3 protein-coding genes are annotated in these 3245 nt (G+C 39.9%); 2 read left to right on the top strand and 1 reads right to left on the bottom strand.

Annotated features, from left to right (window positions below):
- The first annotated feature begins 337 nt into the window (after positions 1-337).
- Positions 338-1864 carry a YifB family Mg chelatase-like AAA ATPase gene (locus JK188_RS16885; RefSeq protein ID WP_211886792.1) on the top strand — a complete coding sequence of 509 codons (1527 nt, stop codon included), beginning with the start codon at positions 338-340 and terminating at the stop codon, positions 1862-1864.
- Between the two features lie 97 nt (positions 1865-1961).
- Here the strand turns inward: JK188_RS16885 and JK188_RS16880 are convergent, their stop codons facing one another.
- The gene (locus JK188_RS16880; RefSeq protein ID WP_036948772.1) at positions 1962-2300 is read right to left on the bottom strand and encodes a DUF413 domain-containing protein; all 339 of its coding nucleotides are present in this window, start codon (positions 2298-2300) and stop codon (positions 1962-1964) included.
- Positions 2301-2411: 111 nt separating this feature from the next.
- Here JK188_RS16880 and hdfR point away from each other — a divergent pair, with 111 nt between their 5' ends.
- Positions 2412-3200, top strand: a complete 789-nt coding sequence (hdfR, locus tag JK188_RS16875; protein ID WP_211888683.1) for an HTH-type transcriptional regulator HdfR — start codon at positions 2412-2414, stop codon at positions 3198-3200.
- The last annotated feature ends 45 nt before the right edge of the window (positions 3201-3245 follow it).

Raw genomic sequence — 3245 nt, 5'->3', positions numbered from 1 at the left:
CAACTATTAATAAAGCAAAAACCTAGCGATTAGCAATAATATTTACCCATGATTTAGTTCAATTCTCTGTCTCTGATTTAGTGAAATGTACGCTATCAAGCCTATCCAAAAAATTAATCTCACTTAACCAATTTGCTGTTGAAACTATTGTTATTCAAAAAACAAAATGAATGTAACTAGCTAAATTAAAGCCTTCAAAACGCATCGAGAAAAAATGAAACACCCATGCAATTAAACAATTTAATTATCGAGTCGCTTCGCAAATATCAAAATCACAATAGAAAAACACGTCTGATTCACAACAGAATATTATGCTAGTCAATCAAAGAGGTGATTTATGACGTTAGCTATTGTTTACACTCGAGCATCTATTGGATTAGACGCTCCTCTTGTGACTGTTGAAGCGCATATTAGTAATGGGCTACCGGGGTTAACTTTAGTTGGGTTACCAGAAACAGCAGTTAAAGAAGCGCGAGATAGGGTGCGGAGTGCTATGGTTAATAGTGGCTTTGAATATCCAGTAAAAAAAATGACGGTAAACTTAGCGCCAGCAGATTTGCCTAAAGAAAGTGGTCGTTATGATTTAGCTATTGCGATTGCAATACTTGCGGCATCAGGACAAATTCCTGATCAGTTATTGAAAGATCATGAGTTTCTTGGTGAGTTAGCGCTCTCTGGAGATATACGCTATGTCAACGGTGGGATCCCTGCCGCTCAAGCAGCAATAAACCAAAACAGGCAATTAATTCTATCGAAAGATAATCAGTATCAACTCAGTTTATTAGCTGATAGAAGCGTCAGTTTTGCCACATCTTTACTGGAACTTTGTCATTACCTGCATCAAAAAAGTACACTATCGAGTAATCAACAAGTTATTCAACATGCCTATCCCTTTGACCATGAAAATGATATTCGCGATATCATAGGTCAAGAGCAAGGAAAGCGAGCATTAGAAATCAGCGCAGCAGGTGGACACAATTTATTACTGCTAGGTCCTCCCGGTACAGGTAAAACTATGTTAGCTCACAGGTTGATAACTTTACTCCCGCCCTTAACGCCTCAAGAAGCACTGGAAGTCACAGCATTACATAGCCTTAGCCAAACCATGGAAACCATAAATAAGTGGCCTACACGACCATTTAGATGCCCTCACCACAATACATCAATGACCGCTTTGATTGGTGGTGGCTCCTTACCTAAGCCAGGAGAGATATCCCTCGCCCATCACGGCATATTGTTTCTAGATGAATTACCTGAATTTACACGCTCCGTATTAGACTCTTTACGAGAACCGCTAGAATCTCATCAAATTGTCATTTCAAGAGCAAAAGCTAAGGTGTGTTTCCCTGCTAACTTCCAATTAATCGCAGCACTTAACCCTAGCCCCACTGGGCATTACCAAGGAGAAATGAGCCGTACCTCTCCAACGAAAGTACTACGATACTTATCACGCATTTCAGGGCCATTCTTAGACAGGTTTGATCTCTCTATTGAGATCCCTCTACTCCCTCTAGGTACTTTAAGTCAACAAACGCACCAAGGCGAAGCTAGCAAACAAATTCGCTTACGAGTTATTGATGCAAGAAACCAACAAATCAATCGAGCGGGTAAAATTAATAGTCAGCTAACAGCAAGTGAAACAACAAAAACCTGCCTACTGGCTGCTGAAGATGCACTATTCTTAGAGAGTGCACTTATTAAACTAGGGCTATCTATCCGCGCTTGGCACAGGATTCTTAGAGTTTCGCGAACAATTGCAGATCTTAGCTATTCACCGAATATACAACGTGAACATTTACTAGAGGCGCTAGGGTATCGGGTAATGGATAAGTTATTGCTTCATTTGCAAAAACAAGTAAGCTGAAGGAATTAAGACAAAAGTTAATGCTTAGACATAAACAACAAAAGGGACCTAAGTCCCTATTTGTTTTAATGCTTATACTGTTTTAATACTAATGAAATTAATCATCCGTATCAGTATAGTCTTCTGATGGATCTATCTGTGGCTTACCACCCGATAGTGTGTGGAAGCGCTTTGGACGGTTAATTCTGCTAGAATATTTCACCCATACTTTTTCTTCAAGGGTTGTAGGTTCGCGCTCTCCACGGCAAACAGCGACGAATAATTTTTCTTCTTCTGTTTGCGCTGCGCGTTTTCCTGTATCAAGCTCATTGAAAGCTTGACCATGACGTTCTAGCAACTGAGCTTCTTTGATGGTGAAATCACCATGACGAGAAAAGCCACGTGGGTAATGTTTATTATCAAAAAAACGATTAGTCGTGATGAAGCTATCTGCCATCTGACACACTCCTAACTGATTACGGTCAACTCTATATGGCGCGGAGTATTAGACAGCATTGACAATCTGTAAAACAAAACATTTGAATCATCACGACAAAAATTATTGGAGATGCGTGTGGACAGCGAGTTATTAAGAACTTTTTTAGAAGTTAGTAGAACCAGACACTTCGGCAGAGCCGCAGAATCTCTCTACTTAACGCAGTCTGCCGTTAGCTTTCGTATCAGACAGTTAGAAACCCAATTAGGTACAAGTCTATTCACACGACACCGAAATAATATTCGTTTAACTGCTGCTGGAGAACGTTTAGTTCCTTATGCTGAATCTCTAATGAATACATGGCTTCAAGCCAAAAAAGAGATATCACACGCATCCCAGCATACAGAGCTGTCTATCGGCGCTACTTCATCATTATGGGAAAGTTATCTCACTGGTTGGTTGGAAGTTTTATATAACCAACATGATGAGCTACGATTAGAAGCTCGCGTATCTACACGCCAATCACTCGTCAAACAGTTACACTCTAGAGAATTAGACTTACTGATAGCGATCGAGCCACCAAAAATGGATGAATTTGAAAGTACCATCATTGGTTCTATTCAACTTCAATTAATGGCATCCCAAAAGAATATAGCCCTTACTCAGTATAATTTTATCAAGCTAGAATGGGGGGCTGATTTTCATCCCAAGAATGAGCCAACGCTACTTCAAGATGATTCCCCTGTAATGATTACGACGTCCGCAGAAATTACGCGTCAATTGTTGCCTGTATCGCTTTCAGCGGCATTTTTACCAACACATTGGCTCCAACATTATCCAACGTTAAAAACACTCTCAAATAACGTTATTGCTAAGCCTTTATACGCAATTTGGCTGAATCTTTTATTTTCTTGTCAGTAGGCTTTTCTGTTTTTTCAGCCATAACACAGTCTCATAATCCTGTAT

The organism is Providencia sp. JGM181 (assembly GCF_018257375.1).
GTDB classification, from domain to species: Bacteria; Pseudomonadota; Gammaproteobacteria; order Enterobacterales; family Enterobacteriaceae; genus Providencia; species Providencia lanzhouensis.
The sequence above is the reverse complement of the archived record's forward strand: the minus strand, read 5'-3'. Positions and strand labels throughout refer to the sequence as shown.